This is a genomic window from Bradyrhizobium tunisiense (assembly GCF_042263385.1).
Taxonomy (GTDB): Bacteria; Pseudomonadota; Alphaproteobacteria; order Rhizobiales; family Xanthobacteraceae; genus Bradyrhizobium; species Bradyrhizobium tunisiense.
The window spans coordinates 1-26,563 of sequence record NZ_JBHLEV010000010.1 but is presented as its reverse complement, the minus strand read 5'-3'; the positions used below and the strand labels follow the sequence as shown (position 1 = coordinate 26,563).

At 65.6% G+C, this 26,563-nt stretch carries 26 protein-coding genes; 11 read left to right on the top strand and 15 right to left on the bottom strand.

What is annotated here, in order from left to right; all coding sequences use genetic code 11:
* Nucleotides 1-5: 5 nt before the first annotated feature.
* Both flgC and flgB read right to left on the bottom strand, forming a co-directional pair.
* On the bottom strand, nucleotides 6-431 hold the full coding sequence (gene flgC, locus ACFDR6_RS30780) for a flagellar basal body rod protein FlgC (RefSeq protein ID WP_212081745.1): 426 nt from the start codon (nucleotides 429-431) through the stop codon (nucleotides 6-8).
* Between the two features lie 36 nt (nucleotides 432-467).
* Nucleotides 468-872: a flagellar basal body rod protein FlgB gene (gene flgB, locus ACFDR6_RS30775; RefSeq protein ID WP_212081747.1), complete on the bottom strand. Its 405-nt coding sequence runs from the start codon at nucleotides 870-872 to the stop codon at nucleotides 468-470.
* A 352-nt stretch (nucleotides 873-1,224) separates the two neighbouring features.
* Here flgB and ACFDR6_RS30770 point away from each other — a divergent pair, with 352 nt between their 5' ends.
* A complete protein-coding gene (locus ACFDR6_RS30770) occupies nucleotides 1,225-2,190 on the top strand; it encodes a flagellar biosynthetic protein FliO (protein ID WP_317243361.1) in 966 nt (321 codons plus the stop codon).
* On the top strand, nucleotides 2,187-2,945 hold the full coding sequence (gene fliP, locus ACFDR6_RS30765) for a flagellar type III secretion system pore protein FliP (RefSeq protein ID WP_317243360.1): 759 nt from the start codon (nucleotides 2,187-2,189) through the stop codon (nucleotides 2,943-2,945). The genes ACFDR6_RS30770 and fliP overlap by 4 nt, the downstream gene beginning before the upstream one ends.
* A 234-nt stretch (nucleotides 2,946-3,179) precedes the next feature.
* Here the strand turns inward: fliP and ACFDR6_RS30760 are convergent, their stop codons facing one another.
* From ACFDR6_RS30760 to fliL, 5 genes are all read right to left on the bottom strand, one after another.
* On the bottom strand, nucleotides 3,180-6,902 hold the full coding sequence (locus tag ACFDR6_RS30760; RefSeq protein WP_212081753.1) for a tetratricopeptide repeat protein: 3,723 nt from the start codon (nucleotides 6,900-6,902) through the stop codon (nucleotides 3,180-3,182).
* Nucleotides 6,903-7,007: 105 nt separating this feature from the next.
* Entirely contained in the window at nucleotides 7,008-7,775 is a 768-nt protein-coding gene (locus ACFDR6_RS30755) for a MotE family protein (protein ID WP_375860669.1), read from the bottom strand.
* 25 nt (nucleotides 7,776-7,800) lie between these two features.
* Entirely contained in the window at nucleotides 7,801-8,247 is a 447-nt protein-coding gene (locus ACFDR6_RS30750; RefSeq protein WP_212081757.1) for a DUF6468 domain-containing protein, read from the bottom strand.
* Nucleotides 8,244-9,446 carry a flagellar motor switch protein FliM gene (gene fliM, locus ACFDR6_RS30745; RefSeq protein WP_212081759.1) on the bottom strand — a complete coding sequence of 401 codons (1,203 nt, stop codon included), beginning with the start codon at nucleotides 9,444-9,446 and terminating at the stop codon, nucleotides 8,244-8,246. The genes ACFDR6_RS30750 and fliM overlap by 4 nt, the downstream gene beginning before the upstream one ends.
* A gap of 30 nt (nucleotides 9,447-9,476) precedes the next feature.
* Complete coding sequence (fliL, locus tag ACFDR6_RS30740; RefSeq protein ID WP_375860667.1) at nucleotides 9,477-9,974, bottom strand: flagellar basal body-associated protein FliL; 498 nt, start codon at nucleotides 9,972-9,974, stop codon at nucleotides 9,477-9,479.
* A 376-nt stretch (nucleotides 9,975-10,350) separates the two neighbouring features.
* On the opposite strand from fliL, the gene flgF reads away from it, so the two are divergent.
* From flgF to flgH, 4 genes are read left to right on the top strand one after another with little or no spacing between them, the layout of a single operon-like run.
* The gene (gene flgF, locus ACFDR6_RS30735) at nucleotides 10,351-11,112 is read left to right on the top strand and encodes a flagellar basal-body rod protein FlgF (protein WP_212081764.1); all 762 of its coding nucleotides are present in this window, start codon (nucleotides 10,351-10,353) and stop codon (nucleotides 11,110-11,112) included.
* 16 nt (nucleotides 11,113-11,128) lie between these two features.
* Nucleotides 11,129-11,917 carry a flagellar basal-body rod protein FlgG gene (gene flgG, locus ACFDR6_RS30730; RefSeq protein WP_212081766.1) on the top strand — a complete coding sequence of 263 codons (789 nt, stop codon included), beginning with the start codon at nucleotides 11,129-11,131 and terminating at the stop codon, nucleotides 11,915-11,917.
* A gap of 10 nt (nucleotides 11,918-11,927) precedes the next feature.
* Nucleotides 11,928-13,085 carry a flagellar basal body P-ring formation chaperone FlgA gene (gene flgA / locus ACFDR6_RS30725; protein WP_375860666.1) on the top strand — a complete coding sequence of 386 codons (1,158 nt, stop codon included), beginning with the start codon at nucleotides 11,928-11,930 and terminating at the stop codon, nucleotides 13,083-13,085.
* A 3-nt stretch (nucleotides 13,086-13,088) separates the two neighbouring features.
* Nucleotides 13,089-13,853 carry a flagellar basal body L-ring protein FlgH gene (gene flgH, locus ACFDR6_RS30720; protein WP_212081771.1) on the top strand — a complete coding sequence of 255 codons (765 nt, stop codon included), beginning with the start codon at nucleotides 13,089-13,091 and terminating at the stop codon, nucleotides 13,851-13,853.
* A 362-nt stretch (nucleotides 13,854-14,215) separates the two neighbouring features.
* On the opposite strand, the gene ACFDR6_RS30715 is transcribed toward flgH, so the two are convergent.
* The 3 genes from ACFDR6_RS30715 to ACFDR6_RS30705 form a co-directional block, all read right to left on the bottom strand.
* Nucleotides 14,216-14,995 (bottom strand): 2-keto-4-pentenoate hydratase, encoded by a 780-nt coding sequence (locus tag ACFDR6_RS30715; RefSeq protein WP_212081778.1) that lies wholly within the window; start codon nucleotides 14,993-14,995, stop codon nucleotides 14,216-14,218.
* Nucleotides 14,996-15,458: 463 nt separating this feature from the next.
* On the bottom strand, nucleotides 15,459-15,824 hold the full coding sequence (gene dksA / locus ACFDR6_RS30710) for an RNA polymerase-binding protein DksA (protein WP_008554760.1): 366 nt from the start codon (nucleotides 15,822-15,824) through the stop codon (nucleotides 15,459-15,461).
* Nucleotides 15,825-16,039: 215 nt separating this feature from the next.
* Nucleotides 16,040-16,651 (bottom strand): NAD(P)-dependent oxidoreductase, encoded by a 612-nt coding sequence (locus ACFDR6_RS30705; RefSeq protein ID WP_375860665.1) that lies wholly within the window; start codon nucleotides 16,649-16,651, stop codon nucleotides 16,040-16,042.
* Nucleotides 16,652-16,800: 149 nt separating this feature from the next.
* Between ACFDR6_RS30705 and ACFDR6_RS30700 the strand changes: the two genes are divergently transcribed.
* On the top strand, nucleotides 16,801-17,172 hold the full coding sequence (locus ACFDR6_RS30700) for a winged helix-turn-helix transcriptional regulator (protein ID WP_212081783.1): 372 nt from the start codon (nucleotides 16,801-16,803) through the stop codon (nucleotides 17,170-17,172).
* Here the strand turns inward: ACFDR6_RS30700 and ACFDR6_RS30695 are convergent.
* The gene (locus ACFDR6_RS30695) at nucleotides 17,169-17,582 is read right to left on the bottom strand and encodes a flagellar assembly protein FliX (RefSeq protein WP_375860664.1); all 414 of its coding nucleotides are present in this window, start codon (nucleotides 17,580-17,582) and stop codon (nucleotides 17,169-17,171) included. The genes ACFDR6_RS30700 and ACFDR6_RS30695 overlap by 4 nt on opposite strands.
* 283 nt (nucleotides 17,583-17,865) lie before the next feature.
* Here ACFDR6_RS30695 and ACFDR6_RS30690 point away from each other — a divergent pair, with 283 nt between their 5' ends.
* From ACFDR6_RS30690 to ACFDR6_RS30675, 4 genes are all read left to right on the top strand, one after another.
* A complete protein-coding gene (locus tag ACFDR6_RS30690; protein WP_375860663.1) occupies nucleotides 17,866-18,990 on the top strand; it encodes a flagellar basal body P-ring protein FlgI in 1,125 nt (374 codons plus the stop codon).
* The gene (gene flgJ / locus ACFDR6_RS30685) at nucleotides 18,990-19,358 is read left to right on the top strand and encodes a flagellar assembly peptidoglycan hydrolase FlgJ (protein ID WP_375860662.1); all 369 of its coding nucleotides are present in this window, start codon (nucleotides 18,990-18,992) and stop codon (nucleotides 19,356-19,358) included. The genes ACFDR6_RS30690 and flgJ overlap by 1 nt, the downstream gene beginning before the upstream one ends.
* A gap of 11 nt (nucleotides 19,359-19,369) precedes the next feature.
* Nucleotides 19,370-19,867: a hypothetical protein gene (locus tag ACFDR6_RS30680; protein WP_212081797.1), complete on the top strand. Its 498-nt coding sequence runs from the start codon at nucleotides 19,370-19,372 to the stop codon at nucleotides 19,865-19,867.
* Between the two features lie 158 nt (nucleotides 19,868-20,025).
* Complete coding sequence (locus ACFDR6_RS30675; RefSeq protein ID WP_212081799.1) at nucleotides 20,026-20,385, top strand: hypothetical protein; 360 nt, start codon at nucleotides 20,026-20,028, stop codon at nucleotides 20,383-20,385.
* A 114-nt stretch (nucleotides 20,386-20,499) separates the two neighbouring features.
* Here the strand turns inward: ACFDR6_RS30675 and flaF are convergent, their stop codons facing one another.
* The 4 genes from flaF to ACFDR6_RS30655 form a co-directional block, all read right to left on the bottom strand.
* Nucleotides 20,500-20,868 (bottom strand): flagellar biosynthesis regulator FlaF, encoded by a 369-nt coding sequence (flaF, locus tag ACFDR6_RS30670; protein WP_008554779.1) that lies wholly within the window; start codon nucleotides 20,866-20,868, stop codon nucleotides 20,500-20,502.
* Between the two features lie 291 nt (nucleotides 20,869-21,159).
* Nucleotides 21,160-23,454, bottom strand: coding sequence for a DUF1522 domain-containing protein (locus ACFDR6_RS30665; RefSeq protein WP_375860660.1), 2,295 nt, complete (start codon nucleotides 23,452-23,454; stop codon nucleotides 21,160-21,162).
* Between the two features lie 219 nt (nucleotides 23,455-23,673).
* Nucleotides 23,674-25,953, bottom strand: coding sequence for a DUF1522 domain-containing protein (locus ACFDR6_RS30660; RefSeq protein ID WP_375860659.1), 2,280 nt, complete (start codon nucleotides 25,951-25,953; stop codon nucleotides 23,674-23,676).
* Between the two features lie 318 nt (nucleotides 25,954-26,271).
* A partial coding sequence (locus tag ACFDR6_RS30655) for a flagellin (RefSeq protein WP_375860658.1) occupies nucleotides 26,272-26,563 on the bottom strand: 292 nt, incomplete at its 5' end.

Below are 26,563 nucleotides of genomic sequence, written 5' to 3'. Positions count from 1 at the left end.
CCTGTTCAGCTCTTGAGGATGTCGAGGGTGCGCTGGATCATCCGGCGCGTCGCACTGATGATGTTGAGATTGGCCTCGTAGGACCGCTGCGCGTCGCGCATGTCGGTCATCTCGACCACCGAGTTCACGTTGGGATATTTGACGTTGCCGCTGGCATCCGCGACCGGATTGCTCGGCTCGTATTTGACGCGGAAGTTCGACTGGTCGGGCTTGATCCTGCCGAGCGTGACGACCTGCGCCTCGAGCGTGCGGTCGAGCGCGGAGGAGAAGGTCGGAACCTTGCGGCGGTAGGGATCGCCGCCCGGGGTCTGCGCGGTCGAATCCGCGTTCGCGATGTTTTCCGAGATCACCCGCATGCGGCCGGCTTGCGCCCGCAGGCCGGAGGTCGCGATCGCCATCGATCGGGTGAAGTCGCTGCTGTCATTGGCCATGATGCGCCTCTAGCTGTTCTGTTTCCGGATCATGGCCTAGGCCTTGCCGATCGCGGTCTTGAGCAGATGCAGGCTCTTCGAATAGAGCGAGGTCGCCGCCGCGTAGTCCATCTGGTTGTTGGCGGCCTTCATCATCTCTTCCTCGAGGACGACGGCGTTGCCCGCGGGGCGGGTCTCGAAACCCACATTCTTGTTCTGGTCGAAGGCGGAAGCCGCACCAGATGGCGTCATGTGGGAACCGGTGGTGCGGGCGAGCGCCAGGGGGCCCATCGAGCCGGTGACCGCGCCGGTCTTGTCGAGCTTCGGCTCGACCAGGTCGCGCGGCCGGAATTTGGGCGTGTCGGAATTGGAGACGTTCTCGGACAGGACGCGCTGGCGCTCCTGGTGCCACTGCATCTTGGTGCGAAGCGCCGAGAGCACCGGAAGGTCGTTGATGGACATCGTCGCGGCTCCTTCCGCCTCTTGCGGACCTCCAAGGTCCGCAGCTAGGCAGAATTTGCCGCGTGTATGGTTAACGGCTGGTTAAGGACGTTCCCGAGACATGTCCCCGCGTGGGACATGATCTTGCGACCCGTGATTCTACGCCTCCAAAAGTGGCATTAACCCAACCGTTTGGCGGTGCGTGCACAGGCCAAGAAGTCGTTTTGGATCGAGCGATTCATGGGTTATTAAGAGTTGGGGACGGCAAAACTTGCCGTGGGACGTTAAGAAATCGCAGTTTGGGGCATCGTAGGCCGGTGGTCGGCACATCCGGCCGCGGGCACGAAAAAAGCGCCATTTGTCGGGGACAAGTATGCAAGGCAGCCCTATCACCTTCATCGTCGCGTTCATCGTCGTTCTGGCGTTGATCGGTGTCGCTGCTTGGCTGGTTCGCCGATTCGCCAGCAGCCGGCTCGGCGCCAACACCCAGCGCGGCAGGATGCCCCGGCTCGCCGTGATCGACGCCGCCGCGGTCGACGGCCGGCGCCGCCTGGTGCTGGTCCGGCGTGACAATGTCGAGCACCTTCTGATGATCGGCGGCCCCACCGACATCGTCGTCGAGCCCAACATCGTTCGCGCCGCCCATGGCCGCGACCAGATCCCCCAGCGTCCCAATGCCGCCGAACCGCCGCGCCTTGCCCCCATGCCCGATTCCGGTGGCTGGGCCGACGAAGCGCCGCGGCCCGAACTGCTCGATCATCCCGAGCCGCAAATGCCCGAGCCGCCGCCGCGGCCCGCGCGCCCGTCCTTCGCCGAGGAGATGCGCCGGCCCGCCCCCGCGCTGGCCGAGCGCCGCAGCGAACCGCCGATGGGCGGCTTTCCGCCCGAGCCGATCCCGCCCCGCCCCGAACGCGAACCGCGGCCCGAGCCGCTGCCGCCGCGCGCCCCGCGCAGCGAGCCGCCCCTGATGCCGCGTCCGCCGCGCCAGAGCGAGCCGATGAAGATGCCGCCCGCGCGTGCCGAGCGCGCCCCTGCGCCGCCGCCTCCGCCCGTGCCTCAGGCGCCGCCCGTACCGGCGCCGGCCGCGAGCCCGTCGAACGCCGAGCAGAACCTCGCCGAAATGGCCCAGCGGCTCGAGGCCGCGCTGCGCCGCCCCGCCGGCGAAACGGTCGCGCCTCCCGTCGCGCCGGAGCCGCCGGCCGCTCCCCCGCGGGCGGCACGCAGCGAGCCGGCGGCGCCACCGGCTCCGCCTCCGAAGCCGGTGGCGGAAAAGACCAGCTTTGAAAATCTCGAAGACGAGATGGCCTCGCTGCTCGGCCGTCCGAAGCCATCTTCGTGAGGCTGCCGTCCCTCCCGCGTAGAGTTCTTTTCCTTTCTGTCCTGTTCGGTGCGGCCTCGCTCGCGGGCCTTGCGCATGCGCAGGACATCAGCATCAATCTCGGCGGCGGCGCCGGCGGTGGCGGCGTCACCGAGCGGGCGATCCAGCTCATCGCGCTGCTCACCGTGCTGTCGATCGCGCCGTCGATCCTGATCATGATGACGTCGTTCACGCGCATCGTGGTCGTGCTGTCGCTGCTGCGCACAGCGCTGGGCACGGCGACCGCGCCGCCCAACTCGGTGATCATCGCGCTCGCGATGTTCCTCACCTTCTTCGTGATGGGGCCGGTGCTGCAGAAATCCTACGACGACGGCATCCGCCCGCTCGTCGCCAACCAGATCGGCGTCGAGGACGCGCTTCAGCGCGCCTCGGTGCCCTTGCGCGGCTTCATGCAGAAGAACGTGCGCGAGAAGGACCTCAAGCTGTTCCTGGACCTCTCGGGCGAGCCGCCACCCGCCACGCCCGACGATCTCGCCCTTCGCATCCTCGTCCCCGCCTTCATGATCTCCGAGCTGAAGCGCGCCTTCGAGATCGGCTTCCTGTTGTTCCTGCCCTTCCTGATCATCGATCTCGTCGTCGCCTCGGTGCTGATGTCGATGGGCATGATGATGCTGCCCCCCGCAACGATCTCGCTGCCCTTCAAGCTGATCTTCTTCGTCCTGGTCGACGGCTGGTCGCTGGTGGCGGGGAGCTTGGTGCAGAGCTATGGAGGATGAGGCGGGCGAGGGACAGCGCCGCTGGCCGGCGCATCCTCTCCCCTCTCGCGAGTAGCCGCCCCCTCCCCGTCATTGCGAGGAGCTCTCGCGACGAAGCAATCCAGACTGCCTCAACGGAAAGCTTCTGGATTGCTTCCGCCTTCGCCAAGGCTTCGGCGGACAAGTCGCTGTGCTCGCAAATGACGGAGGATGCGGCGCCGTCCGGAGCACGCGCTTCTCGCGGCAGCAGAACGCCTACCGCGTCATCTTGATCTGCCGTACCACCGGGATCGTCGGTAGCGAACCGGTGTGGTCGCTCTCGTCCTTGGCCTGCGGCGAGCCAGGCGCGCGGGCGGTGGCGTCGGGGAAGCGCTGCTTCATCTCGCGCAGGAAGCCATCGAGCGTATCGACGCTGGCGGCGAGCTTGGCGATCTCGGCGAATTCAGCGCTGGAGGCCGCGGCCGGCTTGCTTGCGATGTCGAAGGCGAGACGGTCGGCGCTTTCGCTCATCAGCGGCGCGTATTTCTCGCGAAAGCGCGACAGGCCGATCGAATCGTCGGCGAGCGCATAGCCGACGGCGGCGCGAATGATGTCACTCTTCTCCACCGTGTTGAGCGGCTTGAAGTCGCGGAAGCGCTCGCCGTAATAGAGCTCGATCTGCTCGGCGGACTCGCGCCAGCGCCGGGCCGCCCAGAAGATGTCGGAGCGCAGGCGGAGCACTTCGCGCCCGGTGACGTTGGAGACGATGTCGAGCGCGAGATCGTGACGGCCGACGTCGCTCTGCGCGCGCGCTTCCAGCAGCAGGCGCTGCTGCCTGAGCTCGCCGGAAAGATCGCTGATGCGGCTCGCGCGCAGCGCGGTGATCGCCATGTCGGGCCTGCGGTTGGCGAGATATATCATGGAAAGGCGCGCCGCGACCTGGGCGCGCGCGGCGCCTTCGAGGCGGTGATCGACCTGGTATTGCAGCAGCTCGGCGGCCTGGTCGAGCAGATCGATCGAGGCGAGACGGTCGGCGAGCCGGCGGATCAATTCGTCGCCGCGGCGGCCGATCGGCGTCAGCTCGCGGAACTCGTAGAACATCCCGAGCGCCTCGACCGGCGGCAGCTCGTCACCCTTCGGTCCCAGGAAAATCTGTGTGAACAGCTCGGAGGCGAGATCCTGCGCCTGGCGCGAGGCTTCGGCGTTCGGCTGGAGCCTCGTCGCGGTACGCGCGGCCGTGAGCGCGTCGCGGTAGCGTCCGTTCTCGGCATACAGCCGCGACAGCATCTGCAGCGTCTTGACCTCGATCGCGTCGCCGCGCCAGGTCATCGAAAGCGTTTCGAGTTCGCGCAGCGCGTCTTCCTTGCCGATCTCGTCGCGCCTCTGCCGCAGCGCGATCTCGAGCTGCTTGGCCTCGGCCGCAGCCGGCCGATCGGCCGATGCGATCGCGAGCTTGTAATCGTCGAGCGCGTCCTTGTCGTGGCCGAGTGCCTCGGCGAGCCGGCCGCGCAGCACGGCGAAGCCGGGCGCCGCATCGGGCGGGACGCCGACCACCTCGAGCTCGCTGCGGCGCTTGGAGGCGCCGGCATAGTCCTTGACCTCGAGCGAGGCGCGCATCGCGTCCATCGTCACGATGCGCTGGATGTCGAGCGGCAACGAGGCGATGGCGAATTCGACGTTCTTGAACTTCTCGCGCGCGTCCGCCCATTTGCCCTGGCGCGCATAGGCGAGCGCCTTCCAGAGCTGGGAGTCGTGGCTGTTGCCGATCACTGGATTGGCGAGGTCCTTCAGGCCCTGCGCCGGCCGGCCGATCAGGATGCTGGCGATCGCATGCATGATCAGCGCGCCGCTCTCCTCCTTGTTGAGCGGATCGCTCAACATCAACTCGGTCACGGCCTTGGCCTCGTGATACATCGCGCGCGACATGTAGAACTGCGCAAGGTCGAGCCGCGGCAGCGAGCGCAGCGCCGGCTCGACGTTGGAGATCGCCGTTATCAGCTCGTTCTGGCGCGCCACGAAGTTTTCCGACTGGCCCTTGCGCCAGCCTTCGGGACTGAAGACCGGGCGCACCGCGGTCGGCGCCCGTTCGGCCGAGATGTCGACCGGCGACAGCGTCAATCCGCCCTTCTTGCCGAGAATCACCTTGTCGGAGCCCACCTCGACGCCGACCTCGTCAGAGTTGGGCCGCACCGCGATGCCGTGCGCGGATTCCAGCAGCGAGAGATCGACGAGATCCTGCCGCTTGATGAAGCCGCGCACCGGCCGCTGCGCGGTAACGACATAGAGCGTGTCGCCGGCGTCGGGATCGGTGAGCTTGTGCAGCACGCCTGGATTGGCGAAGGGGATCGCGATATTGGCGAGCGCAGGATCCGTGATGTTGCGCGACATCATCAGCGGCAGCGGCGTCGTCTGGATCTTGTCGGCCAGCGTCAAGAGCCAGTTAGTCTCCTTGCCGACCTCTTCGCTCGCCAGCGAGTAGACCAGCGGGCGGGTGAGACGGATACGCACCGCCTGCCCCATGTCCAGCGGCACGCGACCAACCTCGCCGATCATCGCGCCGCCCCTGCTGCGGATCGCCTCGACATCGATCGGCTTCGGCGTGTCGAACACCAGCCAGACCGTGTCGCCGCGGCGGAACGCCGCCGCGGGCGTTGCAACGGGAATTGGGAACGTCACGCGCAAGCCGTCGCTGTCGCGGCGCGCATCGACGCTGGCGACAGGGGACTGCGGCGCGGCCTTCGCGGCTTCCTTGACCGGCTCCTTCGCCGCCTCTTTCGGCGCCTCTTTCGGCGCCTCGGCAGCTGCGGGCCTGGCGGGAGCGGCTTCGACAACGGGCGCCGGCTTCGCAGCTTCCTTCGCGGGTTCCTTCGCGAGATCCTTGGGCGCTTCCGGAGCGTGCGCAGCCTCGGTCGCGGGCGCCGGTTTCGGCGCTTCGGCGGGCGGCATCGCGGCGGGAGCTTCCGGCTTCACCTCGGGCTTGACGTCGATCTTGGCTTCGCGCGCGATCGTCTCCGACGTCGGCGGGGTGATCTCGCGATGGGCGTCCTTCGGCTTCTCGGCCGCGGGCTTGTCCGGCGCGGTCGCCGGCGCGTGACCGGCGGGCTTCATCTGCATGATCGCCGCTTCGGGAGTCGCCGCCGTCTTGCCCCTGTCCGGCTGGAAGGCGATGTCAACGACGTAGTTCTTCTCGTCGCGGAAGGAGTGCACGTCGGAATCGCCGACCAGCGCGATCTCGACGCTGGTCTGGTCGATGTCGCCCTTCTGCTTGATCGAGGCGACGTTCGGCGGCGCCGCCACGACCGCGTCGGCAAGATCGAAATTGAGGTTGGCGTTGAAGGCGAGCGTGAGCTTCTGCTCGTTCAGGACGGAGGAGACGCCAACGCCGTCGGGCATCTCGAATACGAAACGCACGAAGGTCGGCTGCACCGAGGCGCGCACGCGGATCTGCGGGCGCTTCTTGGCCTCGGCTGCGGCGCGCTGGGCGCGCAGCGCGCGCTCGGCCGCGCGCGCGCGCTCGGCGAGCTCCTTGACCACGTCCATGGGAAGGCTCGGCGGCGGTCCCTTCCAGCCCTCGGGCAACAGATCGACGAAGGTGCGCTCGCCGGCGTTCATGGTGTTGACGGTGACGCGCCGCGCCAGCGACAGGCGGATGGCGCCGCCATCAGGATCGCGGCGCGCGGAGTTGACGTAATCGGGCGCGCCTTCCGGAACCCGGTCGACGGGGACGTCGACGGGCCGGTCGAAGCGGATGATGAGAATGGAGCCCGCAGTCGTCACCTCGGAGGGAATATCCTCACCGAGCTTGATGACGAGCCGGGCAAAGCCGCCGCCGGCCGAAAAGGTCGCCTCGCCCCTGACAGGATCGGCCGCCCGGGCAGGCGCACCGAGGCCGATCAGCAGGCAGACCGCCAGCACGCCAGCTTTTCGGACATGACGCGACAGCCCCGGCGCCAAAGCGCGGGCTCGCGACCACAATCCATCGGCAGCCTCTCGCGCCATTTGCGGCATGTCTTCCGGTTCGACGGTCCACGCGCCGGCATTGCTGCCGGCCCCTGCCCTCGACTTTAAGGTTTTGCCAATTAAGGACTTCTTAAGTATGCGCCCTCAATTCGGCTTTTGCGTCGGCCTGCCGTCGATCTTGGGCAGATCTCCCGTCGAGGCCGATTGATCTCCGCCGCCATTGGCCCGGCGGGCCATCTCGACCGTCAGCTTCTCGGCCGCCTCCGGCGACATCACGCCCATGATGTCCGACATCTTTCGCGGCGCGATGGCCGAAGCGATCTCGATCAGCACGCCCATCTCCAGCCGGTCGAACACCCGCGCGGCGTCCTTGGGCTTCATGCCCTCGTACATGGTGACGAGGCCCTTCATGCGCTGGGCTTCGGCGGCTTTCTGCTCGGCCTGCGTCGCGGAGATGCGGGTCTCCACCGCCTTCATCTCCTCGACCTTGTTCTCGATGCGCTTCTCGGCCGATTTGAGCAGGCTCTCACGGATGTCGATCTCGCGCTGGCGGGCTTCGATCTCCTGGCGGCGCGCCTGCAACCGCTCGAGGATCGCGCGCTCGGAGGCCGAGACCTGCGGCTGGGCTTCGTCGATCTTGACGACTGTGCCGCCTTCCATCTTGGTCTCGGGCGCGGCGGGCTTGGGCGGTTCCTTCGGCGCGCCATGGGTCGAGCCGGTGATGATCTCCGGGTCCTCGCGGCCGGTCGGGAAGTTCAGATTCTCCTCCGCCCAGGATTTCTTGGCCTGGTTCGGCCTGTAGTCGAACACATAGCCGCCATTCATCGCGAGGCCCGCGACTTTCAGCGTGGCGAGGCCCGCAACGGCAACCAGCACGACCGGGATGACGCGGATGTTACGAAAGGACTTCATACTCTGACTTCATGCGGCAAGGACTTCATGCGGCAAGCCCGTTGGATCGTCGGCGCTCGGAGAAGGCTTCGGCTGCCGCCGCAACCGCCTTCGCCGTCGATGGCTTGGCCGCGGGCGCGGCAACCGTTTCCGGACTGGTCATCGGGCGCGCGGCGATCGCGATCTTGGAGAGCCGCCGCACCACGTTGTCGGCCTCGCCGAGCTGCTTGTAGAGCTGGTCCGACATCTGCGTCGCCGCGGCGAGCTGGCTGCCGAGATTCTCGTTGACGTCGCGCACGGCGAGCTTCAGCCCGCCGATCGCGCGCTCGGCGATCTCGGTCGCAGTGATCAGCTCGCCGATCACCGCCTTCAGCGAATGCTCGTCCGCCTTCAGCCGCGTCAGCCGCTTGTTGAGCATGACGCAGTAGACGATCGTCAGCATCAGCAGGATAGCCACCAGCGTCTCGATCGCCATTCCCAGGGAGTGGTTCATGGGGCCTCCATCATCTTGTTCTGCTCGTCCACCTTCTCGAACATCGCAAGTGTCGTACTTGGCTTGCGCAAGGGTTTCGTCACGCGAATCGCGACGCGGTCGCCGACCCGGCCCATCCGCCCCTCGGTCAACGTGACGTCGCCGCAGCGCACGGTGACGTTGGCGTCGGCGCGCATGTCCAGCGGCAGCGTGTCGCCCACCTTGAGCCGCATCAGCTGCTTGAGCGGGATGTCCGCCTCGTAGAGCACGGCATCGACGGCGATCTCGGCCTGCACGATCTCGGTGGCAAAATGGCCTTCCCAGACCGGGTCGCGGCCGAACTTTTCGCCCATGAACATCTGGAGCAGGACGCCCCGGATCGGCTCGATGGTCGCATAAGGCAGCAGCAGCTCGATGTTGCCGCCACGGTCTTCCATGTCGATGCGCAGGCGCACCAGGATCGCGGCATTGGCGGGACGGCTGATCGCGGCGAAACGCGGATTGGTCTCGAGCCGGTCGATCGAGAAGGTCACCGGCGACAGCGGCCGGAACGCCTGCTCGGCGTCGGCCAGCACCACCTCGACCAGCCGCTTGACCAATTCGGTCTCGATCGTGGTGTAGGGCCGGCCCTCGATGCGCAGCTGGCTGGTGCCGCGGCGGCCGCCGAGCAGCACGTCGATCATCGAATAGATCAGGTTGGAATCGACCGTCGCCATCCCGAAGTTTTCCCACTCCTCGGCCTTGAAGACGGTGAGGACGGCGGGCAGCGGGATCGAGTTCATGTAGTCGCCGAAACGCACCGAGGTGATGCGGTCGAGCGAGACTTCGACGTTGTCGGAGGTGAAATTGCGCAAGCTTGTCGTCATCAGCCGCACCAGGCGGTCGAAGACGATTTCGAGCATCGGCAGACGCTCGTAGGAGACCATCGCCGAATCGATGATGGCGCGAATGCCAGAATGGTCGTCGAGCGTGACGTCGCCGACGGTGAAGCCGAGGAGGTTGTCGATCTCCTCCTGCGACAGCACCCGCTCGCCGGAGTTCTTGCCGCTTCCGAGATCGCGGCTGCCGTCCTCGACCATGGCCGCCCATTGCAGGGCCATGGTCTCCGACAATTCGTTCTCGGCGGCAGCCTTCGCGGCCTCCGCGGGATCCTCCGAATCGAGCGACGCCTCCCATTGGGCGGCAATCGCATCCTGGTCCATTTGCTCGTTGCCGGCCATGACCCTAGCCCATTGCCTTCCGCGGCGTGCTCACTGGATCACGACTTCCTTGAACAGCACCGCGCTGACCTGGACCGGGGCGACCGCCGCGTTGACGCGCTTGGTCAGCTCCTCCTTGAGGCGGAAGACGCCGGCGGACCCGTTGAGGTCGGAGGGGCGAAGCTCGCGCACATAGGTCTGGAAGATGTCGGTGACGCGCGGCATCGTCGGCTTGATCGCCTCGACCTGCTTCTCTTCCTTCAGCTCCAGCACGATCTTCAGCCGCAGATATTGCACGCGCTCGCCCGGCGCGCCGGCGAGGTTGACCATGATGTCGGGGACGTCGACGAAGGACGGCGGCTTCGGCGGAGGCGCGGCCTCGGCATGATGCTCCTTGTCGCCGTGACGGAAGAAGAAGAACCAGGTCGCAGCACCGCCGCCGAGGATGGCGAGCACGCCGACGGCCATGATGATGAGCTTCAGCTTGTTCTTCGGAGCGGCTTCCGCGCCCTCGGTGCCCGCGCCGCCTTCCGCTTCATTCTCTGCCATGGTCGCCGCGCCCGGATCTCTGAAAGGGGTCGAAAGAGCGAAGCCTCAAGACAGTGACGCGATACAAATGCCCCGGCGGAGTGCGCTCCTCTTCACGGCAAACGCTACGGTAATAATGGTTAACGGAATCTTTCGATTGGGCTTCCGCTAGGAAAAATCTGCCGGGCAGACATGGCTAACAGAACCTTTCTGCCGCCCTTCCGCACCCGTCGAAAATCATCAAGATATTGAAATTGCGAGATTTTCCGAGTTGGCACGGCTTTCGCTCAGAAAGGGCCGAGACCGAACGGTTTGGGAGAACCCGACGTCTCGTTCACGGGATCCGCCAAGGCGCTTGGGAGAGCGACGTGGCAGGTCCACTCAGGGGAGATTTCCGATGCAGAACGCGCTTCTGATCGGCTTGTCACGGCAGATGACGTTGGAGCGGCAGATGGATGTCATCGCCAACAACGTCGCCAATGCCAACACCAACGGCTTCAAGGCCGACCATTCGCTGTTCGAGGAGTACCTCAACTCGAACGCCCGCGAGGACAATTTCATCGGCGCCGACCGCCGTGTCTCCTATGTGCATGACCGCGGCACCTTCCGCGACATCGGCCAGGGGCCGATGGAGGCGACCAACAACCCGCTCGACCTGGCGATCGACGGCAACGCCTATTTCGCGGTGCAGGCCGCCGGCGGCGAGCGCTACACCCGCGACGGCAAATTCTCGCTCAACAGCACCGGCCAGCTCGTCACCTCGGACGGCGCTCTCGTGCTCGGCACCGGCGGCCCGATCACCTTCCAGCCGACCGACCACGACATCAATATCGCGCCCGACGGCACCGTCACGGTGCTCGAGGGCACGGCGAGGACCGACTCGATCCGCGGCAAGATCCGCATGGCCTCCTTCGACGATCCGGCCAAGCTGACCAAGCTCGGCGCCAATCTCTATGACGTGGGCTCTGCCGTCCCGCAGGCCGACACCAAATCCGTGGTGCGCCAGGGCTACATCGAGAAGTCGAACGTGAGCGCCGTCGGCGAGATGACCCGCATGATGGAAGTCATGCGCAGCTACAGCTCCGTCGCCAACCTGCTCCAGCAGCAGAGCGACCTCCACAAATCGGCGATCGAGAGACTCGCCGACGTTCCGGCCTGATTGAGGGAGAACTGACATGCAGGCGCTTCACACCGCAGCGACCGGAATGGCGGCACAGGAACTCAACGTTCAGGTGATCTCCAACAACATCGCCAATTTGCGCACCACCGGCTTCAAGAAGCAGACCGCGGCGTTCCAGGACCTGATCTACGAGCACGTGCGCCGCGTCGGCGCGCAGGCCTCGGACCAGGGCACCATCCTGCCCGTCGGCGTCGACATCGGCGGCGGCGTCAAGACCGTCGGCACGCCGCGCAGCATGACGCAGGGCACGCTGTCGCAGACCGGCAACGATCTCGACCTCGCGGTCTCCGGCGACGGCTTCTTCAAGATCCTGATGCCCGACGGCACGTATCAGTACACCCGCGACGGCACCTTCCAGATGGACAATCAGGGCCGCGTCGTCACCGCGCAGGGCAATCCGGTGCAGCCGACCATCACGGTCCCGAACAACGCATCGGGCCTTTCCGTCAACGAGCAGGGCCAGGTCTCGGTGACGCTGCCGGGCTCGTCGACCTCGACCATCCTCGGCCAGATCGGCCTGACCCGCTTCATCAACAAGGCGGGCCTGCAGCCCGTCGGCAGCAATCAGTTCACCGAGACGCCATCCTCCGGTCCGCCGCAGGACGGCACGGCCACCGCCGAAGGCTACGGCAAGATCTCGCAAGGCAGCCTCGAGCAGGCCAATGTCGACGTGGTCTCGGAGATGAGCGACCTGATCGCCGCCCAGCGCGCCTACGAGATGAACGCCAAGGTGATCAGCGCCGCCGACCAGATGATGCAATCGACCACGGCGCTGTTCCGCTGAGGTGATGACGATGATCCGCGCCACTCTCGCCACGATCTCCGCCGTTCTCGCGCTGGCCTTGCCGGCAGCGGCCGCCGACGATTTCATCGCCTCGCCGACGCTGCGCGCGAGCGTCACCGTGACCTCGGACGTGGTGCGGGTCGGCGATCTCATCGACAATGCCGGATCGGCCGCGCTGATCCCGGTCTACCGCTCGCCCGATCTCGGCACCATCGGCACGCTGACCACCGCCCAGGTGCTGTCGGTGCTCCGCGCCAAGCAGGTGATCGGCGTGATGACCGGCGACGTCAGGGAGGTCCAGGTCACCCGCCTCGCCCGCACGCTCGCGAGCAAGGACATCGAAGCCGCGGTCGGCGCGGCGCTCGAACGCCGCTTCGGCCTCGGGGCGGCCGCCAACATCACCGTCACGTTCGACCGCGGCGTCGCCGAGATGCGGCTGGACGCCTCCAACACCGGCGCCCTCCAACCGGTCGCAACCCGCTATGACGCCCGCAGCGGCCGTTTCGACATCGCCTTCGAGATCGCCAACGACAACAATCCGGCCCCGACCAAGCTCCGCTTCGCCGGCACCGCGATCGAGACGGTTGAAGTGGCCGTGCTGACGCGCGACATCGACCGTGCCGATCTCCTGAAGTCGTCCGACATCTCGCTGGAGCGCCGGCCGAAGGCCGAAGTCACCGGCGAGCCCGCCTCGCGCGATCGCAGCATCGGCATGCAGCTGCGCCGGCCGATGCGGGCCGGCATGCCGATCCGCATCGCCGACATCGTCAAGCCCGACTTCGTGGTGCGCGATCAGGCCGTCACCATCATCTACCAGGTGCCCGGCGTCTATCTCACCACGCGCGGCAAGGCGATCGAGAGCGGCGCCGAGGGCGACTCCGTCAGCGTGATCAATCTGCAGTCCAAGCGCACGCTCACCGGTGTCGTCACCGGCCGCGGCCAGGTGACGATCCAGGGTGCGAGCCAGTCCGCGCCGATGGCTCCGGCGGTCGAGCAGACCTCTTCGCTCAAGCGTGACGAGCCGCCCGCCCCGGCGGCTGCGGCCGCCGCCCTCGCCCGCAGCCTGGTCGAGGCGCCGGCGTCGCCGGCCCAGATCGCCCAAGCCCAGATCAGCCAAGCCCAGATTCCGCAAGTCCGCCTCTCGCAGGCTCCAGCCAAGTCAGAGTAAGTCATGTCCCCGTTCAGTTCGGCTTTCCGCCTTCGTCGCATCGCGATCTCTGCCCTGCTGCTGGCCTCGTGCGCGCTGGGCGGCTGCTCCTCGATCGACCGCCTGTCGCAGATCGGCGAGCAGCCGAAGCTGTCGGCGATCGACAATCCGACGACGCAGCCCGGCTACAAGCCGGTGCAGATGCCGATGCCGAAGCCTGAGGTCGCCTCCTACAATCCGAACTCGCTGTGGCGCAACGGCAGCCGCGCCTTCTTCAAGGACCAGCGCGCCCGCCAGGTCGGCGACCTCCTGACCGTGACCGTGAACATCACCGACAAGGCCAACCTCTCCAACGAGACCCAGCGCAGCCGCACCAATTCGGAAGACTCAGGCATCACCGACTTCATCGGCGCCAAGACGCTCGGCGCCCAGGCGCAGAAGGTGCTGCCTGGCCGCATCCTCACCGCCGACTCCACCGCGTCCAGCGACGGCAAGGGCTCGGTCAACCGCCAGGAAGCGTTGCAGACCAACGTCGCCGCCGTGGTCACGCAAGTCCTGCCGAACGGCAACCTCGTGGTCGAAGGCAAGCAGGAGATCCGCGTCAACTTCGAGATCCGCGAGCTCGTGGTCGCCGGCATCGTCCGTCCCGAAGACATCCAGAGCGACAACACCATCGATTCCACCAAGATCGCCCAGGCCCGCATCGCCTATGGCGGCCGCGGTCAGATCATGGACGTGCAGCAGCCGCGCTACGGCCAGCAGGTCATGGACGTGCTGCTGCCCTTCTAGTCCTCTTCAAGAGCTCCCACATCGTGTTCGCGAACTTAAGGCGCGAACGACGATGTACGACGCGGCCTCCGGTAGCTCCCCTGCCGGAGGCCGCATGTATTTGGCGAAGACGCAAGTAGGGCTGCGAGCTGCGGCGCAGGTCCGCGCAAGTGTACCGGCGACGGTCCCCAACTTCCGTCATTGCGAGCGAAAGCGAAGCGATCCAGATCTGTAGCCGCGGAACGATTCTGGATTGCCGCTCCCCGCAATGAGCGCACGCCAGCCGTGGGGAGCCAGCGAGGATGTGCGCGGATGGAGAAGTCGTGTGGTCCGGACGCCGGGGTTCTGGCGTCAAGGCTTGCGGTGATGACGGCGCCGAGAGCTCACGTAAACTCCGCCTCCACCACGCCCAGGCCCTCCAGTTCCATCCGCACCTTGTCGCCGGCCTTCAGCCACAGCGTCTTGACCAGGCTGCCGGTGAGCACGAGCTGTCCCGCGTGAAGACCCTTGCCTTCGGCGGCGAGATGGTTGGCGAGCCAGGCGAGCGCGTTGTGGGGATGGCCGAGCACGTCGGCGCCGGTGCCGTGGCTGACCTCCTCGCCGTTGAGGATGGCGCGGCCCTTGACCGCCTTCAGGTCCGGCACCGACGAGCGCGGAACCCGGGGTCCCAGCACACAGCCGGCGGCGAAGAAATCGTCGGCGATCAGCGTCGGGGCGCCCATCGTCTCCCACTTCACGTAGCGGTCGTCGACGATCTCGATCGCGGGATGATAGGCCTCGACCGCCTCGCCGACCCATTCGGCCGTGAACGGCGCCTCGCCCGCGGCGAGGTCGCGCTTCAGGCGCACCGCGATCTCGCATTCGACACCGACCCGAACATATTTGGAGGCGGCAAGCTTGGCGCCACTGTCGTGCACGCCCTTCTGGAACACGCCGCCGGCGCAGGGATGCGGGATGCCGATATAGTCCTGCATCACCTGGCTGGTGCAGCCGATCTTGTAGCCGACGAGCGGCCCGGCATGCGGCAGCAGCAGATCGTGCAGCGCGCGCTGGACCTGATAGCCCTCCGCTTCATCCGCGGGCGGGCGTTCCAGCACCGCGAGCGGCGCATGGTTGCGGCGCGCCAGCGCGATCGCCTTTGCGGCTTCGAGATTCTTGTCCATCGGCGCCGCCTCCCACGCTACGCAGTCGCGGGCCGTACTTCAGCATCCCCGCTCCGGCCTGACAAGCGCGCCCGGCGGGGTGATTACGGTGCCTCGCCCGCGTTTAAGGAAATATTGAGTTGGAGGAGGCTTTATGGAGGCACGCGCCTCTCAGGACCTGTAAGCGGCGCGAGAGGCCTGATTGCAGCGATACTTGATGCAGCTCGGTCAGCGCTTCAACTCCCGAGTCGATCCCGTTGATGCGACTCGCAAAATCTCCCGCACCTGAAGTGAAGGCTGTTTCTCATCTGAACTCACGTGAGCTCGGAGGAATCGAGTCTAGCCCGTTGATCGCGATTCACTTTTCGCGATTGCGCTCGCGCGCCGAGGCACGCGAGCGCAAGCGACAGGCAAAATGCTGATCACGACGCGAAATGGCGCCTTGCGTCCAAAAACAAAGAGCCGCATCGCTGCGGCTCGGACTCTATTCGTCGCGATAGACCTTCTCGCGTTTCTCGTGGCGCTCCTGCGCCTCCACCGAGAGCGTCGCGATGGGCCGGGCCTCGAGCCGTTTCAACGAGATCGGCTCGCCGGTGTCCTCGCAATAGCCGTAGGTGTTGTCCTCGATGCGCTGGAGCGCGGCGTCGATCTTGGCGATCAACTTGCGCTGGCGGTCGCGGGCGCGGAGTTCGATGGCGCGGTCGGTTTCGGACGATGCCCGATCGGCGAGATCGGGATGGTTCACGTTCTCCTCCTGCAGGGCTTGCAGGGTGAGCTTGGACTCTTTGAGGATCTCATCCTTCCAGGCGAGGAGCTTCAAACGGAAGTACTCCTTCTGCCGATCGTTCATGAAAGGCTCTTTTTCGGTCGGTCGGTAGTTTTTCAACTTTTCCAAGGGCGGCCTATCTGTCTAAGCAACGACTCGCAACGGAAACGGGGTCCGTTGAGCGGGGCGTTATATAGCGGCCTCCTGTGACAGACAATGTTTCCCTCACCGCCCGATCGGCGCCCCCAAGCCCTTGCACAGGAAGGTTTATCCTGGAGGGACCGGGGGCGGCCGAAGGCCTAGTAGCCGACCGTGAAACGCTGCCTCTGATGGGCCGGGCGCTCGATCTCGTTGGCGAGCGCAATGGCGTAGTCAGCGAAGCTGATCCAGCTCTTGCCGTTCGCATCTGCGAGAAGCTGATCGGTGCCGAGCCGGAACTTGCCGGTGCGTTCCCCCACGTCGAACAGGGCCGACGGCGAAATGAAGGTCCAATTCAGCTCCTTTTCCTGCCGCAACAGGTCGAGGAAGGCCGAGCCTGCTTCCGCTTCCGCCTTGTACTGGGCCGGAAAATTGGGCGTCGCGACCAGCTTCACGCCCGGCGCGACTTCGAGGCTGCCGGCGCCGCCGACGACGAGGTAACGACCAACCTTGGCGTCCTTCGCCGCACCGATCAGCTTGAGCGCGTCGCTGGCCAGGAAGTGCACGGAACTCACGGCGACGTCGTGCCCGGCCCACAGCTTGGCAAGGCCCGCTTGGTCGAGCACGTCGCCCTTGGTCGGCGTGACGTTGGGCAGGGCTGCGATCTTCTCGGGGTTCCGGGCGATCGCTGTGACCGCGTAGCCGCGGCGGGACAATTCCTTGGTGATCTCCGATCCGGCCCGGCCCGAGGCGCCGGCAACTGCGATTTTCATGGGAGGCTCCTTTGCTACTATGGTAACTAATAGATACTAGATAGCGAAAAGAATGCTGGTGTTAAGAGAGCACTTTGTGCTTACCTGATTACGCGAGGGTAACCGCGGTGCGCACCGCAATCGACGAAATTGGATCCCGAGGCACGACGATGAAACCCGATGTCTATGCAGCGAACTGCCCAACCCGCCAGATCCTCGATCGCGTCGGCGACAAATGGGCCGTGCTGATCCTCCTGCTGCTGCGCGAGGAGCCGATGCGCTTCAATCAGTTGCGCCGCACGATCGAAGGCATTTCGCAGAAGATGCTGAGCCAGGTTCTCAAATCGCTCGAGCGCGACGGCCTGCTCAGGCGCCATGCCATCGCGACCGTGCCTGTCACCGTGGAGTATTCGATCACGCAGCTCGGACTGACGCTCGCCGGCGCGGTCGACCCCCTGCGCGATTGGGCCGAGCAGAATCTGAAAGACGTTCTCGCCGCCCAGCGCCGCTACGACGCGCAGCAGAAGGAGGAAGCGGCTTAAGCCTGCCCGGCCTTGGCCAGCTCGACCTCGACGCGCAGCTCGATCTCGGACAGCAGGGAATCGAGACCGGGATCGCCCGAGGACGATTTGAGGTTCGCCGCCGCATCCCGCAAGCGCATCACGGTCGAGGCGTCGAGATTGCCTGACAACAGCCCCATCTTGAGATCGTCGAGCACGTCGAGCGCAGTCCTGCCGCGGGCGACCGAGCGCTTGCGACGCTCGACCGGATCCTCCTCGACACCTTGCAGGGCCAACAGCCCGTCGATGTTGGCGGCGGCCTTTGGTGCGGCAGCGCTCCGCGTCTCCTGTGCCGACGAGGCGTCGGGCAGCACGAAGGTGCCGGAGCCGGTCCGCCTGGCCTGGCTGGTCGGCGTTCCAAGCGTGGTGCCGTTCGGTCCGTAGATGCGCATCGGAAGGAATCCGGGTGATCGATGCCTCACCTTCGCCGTCTTATGGTTAACGGGACGTAAACAGCCCGGCAAAATCTGCCGACGGGCGGCAGTTTCGCTCCTCAGGGCGAACGACCGCTGACGCCGGTCTAAACAGATTTATTCAACCTATTCAGCCACCTACCTCCCCGCCGCCGGTTGGCACAGCACTCGCAAGGACAGCGCCGGACCAGCTCGTCATGGGAGTGTCGTGCGGTCTTTCCGATTTGAGGAGCCTTTTCAGAAGAGGCTTGGGGAGCAGAGGATGCCAAGCGTTCGTTGGGTGAGGATTGTCGGGGTGGCCTGCGCGGCGCTGGCGGCGCTGGCGCTGTCGGTCGCGCCGGCGGCTGCGACCTCGCGCATCAAGGACCTCGCCAACATCGAAGGCGTGCGGCAGAACCAGCTCATCGGCTATGGCCTCGTCGTCGGCCTCAACGGCACCGGCGACACCCTCAACAACATCCCCTTCACCAAGCAGTCGCTGCAGGCGATGCTCGAGCGCATGGGCGTCAACATCCGCGGCGCCACCATCCGCACCGGCAACGTCGCCGCCGTGATGGTCACCGGCAATCTGCCGGCCTTCGCCACCCAGGGCACGCGCATGGACGTCACCGTGTCCGCGCTCGGCGATGCCAAGAACCTCCAGGGCGGCACCCTGCTCGTCACCCCCCTGTTGGGCGCCGACGGCAACGTCTATGCGGTGGCGCAGGGCTCGCTCGCGATCTCCGGCTTCCAGGCCGAGGGCGAGGCGGCCAAGATCGTGCGAGGCGTCCCGACCGTGGGACGCATCGCCAACGGCGCCATTATCGAGCGCGAGATCGAGTTTGCGCTCAACCGGCTGCCGAACGTGCGCCTGGCGCTGCGCAATGCCGACTTCACAACGGCCAAGCGGATCGCGGCTGCGGTCAACGACTATCTCGGCGTCAAGACCGCCGAGCCGATCGATCCCTCCACGGTGCAGCTTTCGATCCCGCCGGAGTTCAAGGGCAACGTCGTCGCCTTTCTCACCGAGATCGAGCAGCTCCAGGTCGATCCCGATCTCGCCGCCAAGATCATCATCGACGAGCGCAGCGGCATCATCGTGATGGGCCGCGACGTCCGTGTCGCCACCGTCGCGGTGGCGCAGGGCAACCTCACGGTCACCATCTCCGAGAGCCCGCAGGTCAGCCAGCCCAACCCGCTGTCGCGTGGCCGCACAGTGGTCGCGCCGCGCAGCAGCGTCACAGTCACCGAGGACGGCAAGAAGCTCGCCGTCGTCAAGGACGGCGTCTCGCTGCAGCAGCTCGTCGACGGCCTCAACGGCCTCGGCATCGGTCCGCGCGACATGATCAGCATTCTCCAGGCGATCAAGGCCGCCGGCGCGATCGAAGCCGACATCGAGGTGATGTGATGCAAACGAACGCGATCAACACGCCGCGCCTCGCCACCTCCTCGGCCTTCTCGGTGGAAAGCCGCAACGGACGGCCGGACTTCGAGCTGGCGAGCGCCCTGCAAAAGGTCTCGCCGAAGCAGCAGGCCAGGGCGCAGAAGACCGCTACCGACTTCGAGGCGATGTTCCTCAACAGCATGTTCTCGCAGATGACCTCGGGCCTGAAGGGCGAAGGCCCGTTCGGGGACACGCCCGGCACCGGCGTGTGGCGCTCGATGCTGACCGAGCAATATTCCAAGAACTTCGCCAATGCCGGCGGTGTCGGCGTCGCCACCGAAGTCTACCGCACCCTCATCCTGCAGCAGGCGAAAACGATCCGCACGGCATAAGGTCCAACGAGATGAACCAGTTCAACGCCTCACGTCAGCCGATGCAAGCCCATCGTCCGAACACAGCGCCCGGCGGAGCCGAGGCACGCAAGCTCGCCGAAGACCTCATGGATGCGATGAACGCCCTGCTCGGTCTGATCGAGCGCGAGACCGAGCTCGTTCGCGCCGGCAAGGTCCGCGACGCAATGATGCTCGAGAGCAAGAAGCAAGAGCTGTCGCGAAACTATGTCGGCGCCGTCGGCCAGTTGAAGGCGAACCAGCCGCAGCTCGCGAAGTCCGCGCCGGAGCTGCTCTCGACGCTGCATCGCCACCACGACGCGTTCCGCGCGATGCTCCAGGTCAATCTCACCGTGCTCGCGACCGCGCACGCCGTCTCCGAAAGCGTCGTGCGCGGCGTCAACGCCGAGATCCAGAAGCGCAACGTGCCGAACACCTATACGGCCGCCGGGCGCCGCGCAGCTCCAGGCCCGCGCCACATCACCCCGCTCGCGGTCAGCCGCTCGCTCTGAGCCCACACAAAACAAGGGACGATTTTACGAAAAACCGCGCGACGGGATTGTCGCGCGGTTAGCTGCGTTTCCTTACCGGGTCTTCAGTCCTGGTGTTCCATGGTTGCGTTATTAGAGGGGTTGGGATTTGACTCACGTGAGGCAACCAGGAGGCTGCCATGAGTACAGATTTCAGCATTCGGCCGGTGGGGATCCCGGCTCCCGTGCAGATCGTAGCGACGTCGAACTCGGCGGCGAACGAGGCTGTGCAGACTGATCTTCCGGTGAGGCAGACGGTCGCCGCGAGCGATACGAGCGCGCCGGTGCGCAATGATTTGCCGAACCGCGAGAACGTCTCGCGCCAGGTCGTGTTCGACCAGGCGGCCGCATCCTTCGTCTTCCAGGTCGTCAACGAGAGGACCGACGCGGTGGTCAACCAGTTTCCCGACGAGGCGATGCTGCGCCGGCGGGCCTATTTCCATGCATTGGATATGAAGGCCGAGCCCTCGCGTCCGCTCAGCACGGACGTCAGCGCCTGACGATCACCATCGAGGAATCGGTGACGGAGTTCTTGCTCTGCGCGGACCGGCACCGGTTCGCGCAGAAGTCGTATTGCCGGAACAAAACGACAAGCCGTGATCAGAACATGCCCGTCACGGCCGTCCGGACAGACCAGCAGCGATGTTGCGGTTGATTTCGATCAGCGGACGGAAGTGATCGAACTGCGGGCTCATCTGGAGCGCGGCGGTCTGGCTCAGCACGAACACGCTGATGTTGGCGATCTTCTGCCGCACGTCGATCGGCTGCGGATTGTTATCGCGCATCGCCTCGCTCAAGAAGATGGTCCAGAGCTTGCGATTGAACATCAGGGCCTGCATGGTCTGCTCGCTGAGCGGATCGGCGTTGTTCACGGCGTCCTGGAGCTTGTTCGCGGCCTTCAGCAGAGTCTGCGCCTCGATGTCGCGAGGAGATGCGGTGGTGGTTGCAACACGCGCATAAGCCGAGGCAGCGGAATTCGACATCAATCACACCCTGGAGGTTACCTAGCGCGTTGTAAGCGCTTAAGGATTTCTTTCCCAACCCTAGGCAGCACCGCTTAAGATTTGCTTACGTGTGTGCTTGGAAGCACTCCGGATAAGTACGGGTCGCGGAGCTCTTCGTCGGCACAACGCTAGATCCACGCACACACGATGTAAACTCGCTTCGCGTGATGCGTGCTGATCTCAGCTAACCTTGTCTTAGCGATCTCCTTCAAAAGAACGGCGGAGCGTTAGCCCCGCCGCGAATCTCGAATGGTGAGCTTCGCTCCCGAATTATCGGAGCAGCTGCAGCACGCTCTGCTGCGACTGGTTCGCCAGCGACAGCGCGGACACCGCGATCGACTGGCGGGTCGATAGCGCCTGGCTGTTCGCCGCTTCCTCGTTGGTGTCGGCGAGCGTCAGATTGGACGAGCCGGTCTGCAGCACGTTGATCAGGTTCTTGGAGAAGTCCTGACGCACCTGCACGATCGAGAGGTTCGAACCGAGCGTGGAGCCTTGGGAGCGCAGCGTGCTCGAGGCCGCGTTCAGGCTCGCCAGCACCCTGTTGGTGGCGCCGTTGTCGATGAAGTCGACGCCGTTGACGAGATTGCTGAGACCGAGACCGGCGGCGTTGAACACCACGCCGTTGATGCCGAGCGTCGAGCTTCCGGTCTCGTTGAAGACGAGCTTCAGCGTGTCGCCGTTGAGCAGGTTGACGCCGTTGAAGGAGGAGTCCTGCGACGTCGTGTCGATCTGGGCCAGGATGTTGTTGAACTGGTTGACCAGGTTCGAGCGCGCCGTCTGCGCGACCGGATCCTGCACCGGCGGCTGGGCGGTGGTGAAGGCCAGGACACCCGTGATCGTGCCGCCGACCGCGCCGCCGGCGAGCGTCGAGCCGAGCGTCGAGGAGGCGTATTCGTTGACGGTCGTCACCGTGAGCACGCCGTTGGCATCGATCGTCGCGGTCAGGTGATTGGCCTGAAGCTGTGCGTTGAGCTGGTCCAGCGTCTTGACGGTGCCGTTCGTGCCGTCGCCGAAGGTGACGTTGACCGGGGTGCCCCCGTTGAAGGAGGTGAAGGTCAGCGTCTTGCCGCTGACACCACCGATACCGGAGGTGCGCGCCGCGGTGAAGGCGGTCGCCGTTCCCGTGTTGCCGCTGAGGCCGAACGCGCTCAGTGCGTTGCCGGTGCCGGTGATCGACAGGTCGGCATTGATGCCGGTGGAGAGCGCAAGCTGGCCGCTGCTGTTGACCGACGAGGGGATCTGGCCCGCGGTGGTCGACAACGTCGCCGCGCCGTTGAAGATGCTGGCGGTCTTGACGCCGGTGGCGAGGTCGATCGAGTTGAGCAGGTCGGTCAGCGTCGCGCTCTGGATATAGACCGTCGAGTTGCCGTTGCCGTCGGTGACGACGTTGCCGCTGACGCCAAAGCCGGTGGCCACGCTCGCCGCGGATTGCGGCGTCTGAGCGTTCTTGAAGGTGATGGTCTTGCCGCCGATGTTCAGGGTCGAGCCGTCCTGAACGAGAGTGCCCAGCGAGCCGGCGGTGGTCGATCGCGCCGCGGTCACGCTCGCATTGCCTGCGCCGGTCGCGGCGGTCAGACCGAGCTTGTTGAGGAAATCGGCCTTGCCCGTCACGCTCAGATCCGCGCCGGTCGAGCTCTTCAGCGTGACCTGGCCGCCGCCCGAGATGGACGATGCCACCTGAAGTGTGCCGACGGGTCCTGCCGAGCCGCTGACCGCGATAGTCGCCGCGCTCGCGCTGATCGTGGCGGTTTTGACGCCGCTGGCGAGATCGATCGCGGTGAGGACGTCGTTGATGGTCGCCAACGGCGCAGCCGCCGTTCCCTCATAGACGATCGAATTGCCGTTGCCGTCGGTGGCGATGTGCCCGCTGGCGTCGAGGCCCCAGCCGGTGGGCTGCGTGGCCGGAGCGGCGCCGGTGCGGAAGGTGATGGTCTTGCCGTTCACGGTCAGCGTGTCACCGTCGGCGGGCGCGGCTGCGAACGTGGTGGAGGCGGTGGTGCCAACCAACGTCGCGGTGCCGGACAGCGCGGTGGTGCCGTCGGTGGCAAGCGCTGCCGTGCCGGTAAACGTGCCGGCGCTCGAACCGAGCGATGCGCCCAGCGCCGCAGTCCCGGTGACTGGGGTCGTGCCACCGGCTGCACCGGTATAGAGCACGTTGCTCTTGGCGGTCGCGCTGGCATAGGAGGTCGTGCCGCGAAGGTCGGCGGGCGTTGCGCCGGGAATCGTGGTGGAGACGTTCGACTTGGTGGAATAGCCGACCGTGGTCTGGAGCGCCTGGTTGGCGATCGATTTCGCGCTGTCGATCAGCTTCTGCAGCGAGGTGATGCCGGTGTTGGCGGCCTGGAGCACCTGCACACCGTTGTTGATGCCGTCGAGCAGGTTGCTGATGTCGCTCGCCCGGTTGTCCAATCCCTGCGCGGTGAAGAAGTTGGTGGGATTGTCGAGGGCCGTGTTGACCTTCTTGCCGGTCGACAGCCGTTCCTGCGTCGTGGCCAGCAAGTCGGCCGTCGACTGCAGCGACAACAGGTTCTGGCGAACGGACGCCGAGAGAACGATGTTGGACATTGGCGAGTCTTCCTCTTGAACCGGATACGAATCGGCCGCGCGGTCTCGAAAGCGGGCTTTTGTCCAGTCTTAAGGGGTGTCCTTTAAAGTATGGTTAACGCCGGTTTAAACGATAAGGTTAATGGCTGGTGAAGCCCTCCCCCCGTCTTCGAACGCAAGAAAGAGCGGCGGGACAAAGGGTCCCGCCGCTCTTTTTTATTGTGTGATTTCAGTTACTTGTTAGCGGAGCAGCTGCAGCACGCTCTGCTGCGACTGGTTGGCCAGCGACAGCGCGGAGACCGCGATCGACTGTCGGGTCGACAGCGCCTGGCTGTTGGCCGCCTCGACGTTGGTGTCGGCCAGGGTCAGGTTGGACGAACCGGTCTGCAGCACGTTGATCAGGTTCTTGTTGAAGTCCTGACGGATCTGCACCACCGAGAGGTTCGAGCCGAGGCTCGAGGCCTGCGAGCGCAGCGTGCTCGAGGCGGCGTTGAGGTTGGTCAGCACCCGGTTGGCGGCGGCGTTGTCGATGAAGTCGACGCCGATCGTCAGCGCAGCGAGGCCGAGACCCTTCGAATTATAGGTCACGCCCGTGATGTTCAGGCTCGACTTGGCGGTCTCGTCGAACACCAGCTTGAGCTGATCGCCGTTGAGCAGGTTGACGCCGTTGAACGAGGAGTCCTGCGCGGTGGTGTCGATCTGGTTCAGGATGTTGTTGAACTGAGACACCAGATTGGCACGCGCCGTCTGGGCAACGCCATCCTGGACGGGGGTGGAGGCCGTCGAGAAGGTCAGCGCCGAAGTGAGCGTGCCGCCGATCGCGCCGCCGGCCACCGTCGAGCCGAGCGTCGAGGACGCGTAGTCGTTCGAGGCCGTGATCGTCAGCAGGCCGTTGGCATCGATCGTCGCGGCGAGGTTGTTGGCCTGCAGCTTGGTGTTGAGCTGATCGAGCGTCTTGATCGTACCGTTGGTACCGTCGCCGAAGGTGACGTTGACCGCCGTGCCGCCGTTGAAGGAGGTGAAGGTCAAGGTCTTGCCGCTGATACCGCCGACGCCAGAGGTGCGGGCCGCGGTGAACGCGGTCGCCGTCCCGGTGTTGCCGGCGAGGCCTAACACGTTCAACGCGTTGCCGCTGCCGGTGATTGACAGATCGGCATTGATGCCGGTCGAGAGCTTGAGCTGACCGGACGTATTGATCGTGGAGTTCGATTGACCGGTTGCGGTCGCAAGCGTCGCGGTGCCGTTGGCGCCGATCGTCGCGGTCTGCACGCCGGTGGCAAGGTCGATCGCCTTCAGGACGTCGTTGACCGTGCCGCCCTGCAGATAGACCGTCGAGTTGCCGTTGCCGTCGGTGAGGACGTTGCCGGTGGCGCCAAATCCTGTCGGAACGCTGGGAGCACCGGTCGAACCCGGGATCGGCGCGTTCTTGAAGGTGATGACGTGACCGTTGACGTTCAGTGTCGAACCGTCGGTGATCGTCGCACCGAGCGAGGCCGAGGTCGTGGTCCGGTTGACAGACACTGTGGCGTTGCCGCCGCCGACCGATGCGCTCAGGCCGAGAGACTTGAGCAGGTCGGCTCTGCCGGTGACGCTGAGATCCGCACCCGTCGAGCTTCTCAGCGTGACGGCACCGCCGCCGACGCTCGAAGCGGTCTGGTTGTTGCTCGTGGCAATCGTCGCAGCACCGGCACTGATGGCGACCGTCTTGACGCCGCTGGCGAGATCGACCGCGGTCAACAGGTCGTTGATGGTCGCAGTCGGGGTGCCGGCCGTGCCGAGATAGACCGTGGTGTTACCGTTGCCGTCGGTGACGAGATTGCCGCTGACGCCCGAACCGGCCGGAACGCCCGCCGACGTCGGCGCAGCGCCGCTGCGGAAGGTGATGGTCTTGCCGTTCACGGTCAGCGTGTCGCCGTCGGCGGGCTGAGCGTTGCTGGCGAGGCCGGTGGCGGTCGTGCCGTTGGTGGCGATCAGGGTGATGGTGCCGGTCAGGGCCGTGGTGCCGTCGCCGGCCGTTCCCGCAGTGCCCGTGAAGGCGCCGATGGTGGCGCCGAGCGTCGTGGTGCCGTTCGCCGCCGTGGTGCCGCCGGCCGTGCCGTTATACAGCACGTTGCTGCTCGCCGTCGCGCTGGCGAAGCTCGTCGTGCCGCGCAGGTCGGCCGCCGTCGCACCGGCGATGGTGGTGGAGACGTTGGACTTGGTGGAGTAGCCGACCGTGGTCTGCAGCGCCTGGTTGGCGATCGACTTGGCGCTGTCGATCAGCTTCTGCAGCGAGGTCAGGCCGGTGTTGGCGGCCTGCAGCACCTGCACGCCGTTGGCGATGCCGTCGAGCAAATTGTTGATGTCGCTGGCCCGGTTGTCGAGCGACTGGGCCGTGAAGAAGTTGGTGGGATTGTCCAGGGCCGAATTGACGCTCTTGCCGGTCGACAGACGGTTCTGTGTGGTGGCGAGAAGATCGGCGGTGGACTGGAGAGAGAGCAGGTTCTGGCGAACCGATGCGGAGAGAACAATACCTGACATGACTCTTACCCTTCTGGCTTACGCGTCTTCGTTCGATCGCTTCGGATCGAGTGACGGGGCCAGCGTGCCGCGACATGGCTAACAAAAAATGAAGCGAGCGCTGCGCGCCTAAGCACCGGTTCACCATAAGCGCGTGGAACGCGCCGGCCCGGATGACAATCCAGCTGAAATCATTGGATATTTCTGGCGCTTACGCTCCATTAACCATAACCGCTGGTTACTTTTGGAACGCCGCCTGCTCGCTCGAGCGGTGAGCAAAAGAAAAACGGCGGGGCCGAAGCCCCGCCGCCAGATCTTGCTTGCGATGTCGTCCGCTTGTTAGCGGAGCAGCTGCAGCACGCTCTGCTGCGACTGGTTGGCCAGCGACAGCGCGGAGACCGCGATGGACTGACGGGTCGACAGCGCCTGGCTGTTGGCCGCCTCGACGTTGGTGTCGGCCAGCGTCAGGTTGGCCGAACCGGTCTGCAGCACGTTGATCAGGTTCTTGTTGAAGTCCTGACGAACCTGCACGATCGTCAGGTTCGAACCGAGGGCCGAGGCTTCCGAGCGCAGCGTGCTCGACGCGGCGTTCAGGTTGGTCAGCACCTTGTTGGTGGCAGCGTTGTCGATG

What these genes read in the sequence shown, in the direction of transcription:
- flgC (WP_212081745.1), bottom strand. Translation starts at nt 431, where the DNA reads ATGGCCAATGACAGCAGCGACTTCACCCGATCGATGGCGATCGCGACC.
- ACFDR6_RS30665 (WP_375860660.1), bottom strand. Translation starts at nt 23,454, where the DNA reads ATGTCCAACATCGTTCTCTCGGCGTCCGTTCGCCAGAACCTGTTGTCG.
- ACFDR6_RS30755 (WP_375860669.1), bottom strand. Translation starts at nt 7,775, where the DNA reads ATGAAGTCCTTTCGTAACATCCGCGTCATCCCGGTCGTGCTGGTTGCC.
- flgH (WP_212081771.1), top strand. Translation starts at nt 13,089, where the DNA reads ATGTCCCCGTTCAGTTCGGCTTTCCGCCTTCGTCGCATCGCGATCTCT.
- ACFDR6_RS30660 (WP_375860659.1), bottom strand. Translation starts at nt 25,953, where the DNA reads ATGTCAGGTATTGTTCTCTCCGCATCGGTTCGCCAGAACCTGCTCTCT.
- flgF (WP_212081764.1), top strand. Translation starts at nt 10,351, where the DNA reads ATGCAGAACGCGCTTCTGATCGGCTTGTCACGGCAGATGACGTTGGAG.
- ACFDR6_RS30690 (WP_375860663.1), top strand. Translation starts at nt 17,866, where the DNA reads ATGCCAAGCGTTCGTTGGGTGAGGATTGTCGGGGTGGCCTGCGCGGCG.
- flgB (WP_212081747.1), bottom strand. Translation starts at nt 872, where the DNA reads ATGTCCATCAACGACCTTCCGGTGCTCTCGGCGCTTCGCACCAAGATG.
- fliL (WP_375860667.1), bottom strand. Translation starts at nt 9,974, where the DNA reads ATGGCAGAGAATGAAGCGGAAGGCGGCGCGGGCACCGAGGGCGCGGAA.
- ACFDR6_RS30715 (WP_212081778.1), bottom strand. Translation starts at nt 14,995, where the DNA reads ATGGACAAGAATCTCGAAGCCGCAAAGGCGATCGCGCTGGCGCGCCGC.
- fliM (WP_212081759.1), bottom strand. Translation starts at nt 9,446, where the DNA reads ATGGCCGGCAACGAGCAAATGGACCAGGATGCGATTGCCGCCCAATGG.
- dksA (WP_008554760.1), bottom strand. Translation starts at nt 15,824, where the DNA reads ATGAACGATCGGCAGAAGGAGTACTTCCGTTTGAAGCTCCTCGCCTGG.
- flgG (WP_212081766.1), top strand. Translation starts at nt 11,129, where the DNA reads ATGCAGGCGCTTCACACCGCAGCGACCGGAATGGCGGCACAGGAACTC.
- ACFDR6_RS30760 (WP_212081753.1), bottom strand. Translation starts at nt 6,902, where the DNA reads ATGGCGCGAGAGGCTGCCGATGGATTGTGGTCGCGAGCCCGCGCTTTG.
- flgJ (WP_375860662.1), top strand. Translation starts at nt 18,990, where the DNA reads ATGCAAACGAACGCGATCAACACGCCGCGCCTCGCCACCTCCTCGGCC.
- ACFDR6_RS30770 (WP_317243361.1), top strand. Translation starts at nt 1,225, where the DNA reads ATGCAAGGCAGCCCTATCACCTTCATCGTCGCGTTCATCGTCGTTCTG.
- ACFDR6_RS30700 (WP_212081783.1), top strand. Translation starts at nt 16,801, where the DNA reads ATGAAACCCGATGTCTATGCAGCGAACTGCCCAACCCGCCAGATCCTC.
- ACFDR6_RS30705 (WP_375860665.1), bottom strand. Translation starts at nt 16,651, where the DNA reads ATGAAAATCGCAGTTGCCGGCGCCTCGGGCCGGGCCGGATCGGAGATC.
- ACFDR6_RS30695 (WP_375860664.1), bottom strand. Translation starts at nt 17,582, where the DNA reads ATGCGCATCTACGGACCGAACGGCACCACGCTTGGAACGCCGACCAGC.
- ACFDR6_RS30675 (WP_212081799.1), top strand. Translation starts at nt 20,026, where the DNA reads ATGAGTACAGATTTCAGCATTCGGCCGGTGGGGATCCCGGCTCCCGTG.
- flgA (WP_375860666.1), top strand. Translation starts at nt 11,928, where the DNA reads ATGATCCGCGCCACTCTCGCCACGATCTCCGCCGTTCTCGCGCTGGCC.
- flaF (WP_008554779.1), bottom strand. Translation starts at nt 20,868, where the DNA reads ATGTCGAATTCCGCTGCCTCGGCTTATGCGCGTGTTGCAACCACCACC.
- ACFDR6_RS30750 (WP_212081757.1), bottom strand. Translation starts at nt 8,247, where the DNA reads ATGAACCACTCCCTGGGAATGGCGATCGAGACGCTGGTGGCTATCCTG.
- ACFDR6_RS30680 (WP_212081797.1), top strand. Translation starts at nt 19,370, where the DNA reads ATGAACCAGTTCAACGCCTCACGTCAGCCGATGCAAGCCCATCGTCCG.